Annotated in this window: 1 protein-coding gene; it reads right to left on the bottom strand. The window is 57.7% G+C overall.

Going from position 1 to position 423, the window contains the following annotated elements:
• Nucleotides 1-423 (bottom strand): FtsW/RodA/SpoVE family cell cycle protein (locus KJQ97_RS10105; protein ID WP_214120711.1); only part of this gene is annotated, 423 nt, incomplete at both ends.

The following is a 423-nucleotide window of genomic DNA, read 5'->3' as shown; positions in this document are numbered from 1 at the left end:
CATATAGACCAAGGTAACCCCCCACGCCCTTCGGAGTCGCCATCTCGCCACGTCGTGAAGACATGTAACTCGCCCCAAGGAGCACCAGGGCGAATTTTGCGAACTCTGAGGGCTGCAAACTAACCGGTCCGAGAGACAGCCATGACTGGTTTCCCTTTCCAGCGTCTGAACCCAAAAAGGTCAGCACCAAAACGAGCATGAGACACACGACGGCATAGGCGAACCCACCAAGTTGCCTCAGATGTGTCTCCGAGAGCCGCGACACCACGGCTGCCGCGATAGCGCCCACTACCAGGAACAGGATCTGACGAATCGCAAAGTGATAAGGCCCGTGACCCAGGGACTGGGAGTACACCGACGAGGATGACAATCCCATCAGCGCGCCAATACCGCACAGCAGCACGGTAGTAGCCAGGATGACGT

The organism is Campylobacter sp. 2018MI01, from assembly GCF_018501205.1.
Lineage (GTDB): Bacteria > Campylobacterota > Campylobacteria > Campylobacterales > Campylobacteraceae > Campylobacter_E.
Note: the sequence above shows the minus strand (reverse complement) of the source record. Positions and strands in the feature narration are given on the sequence as shown.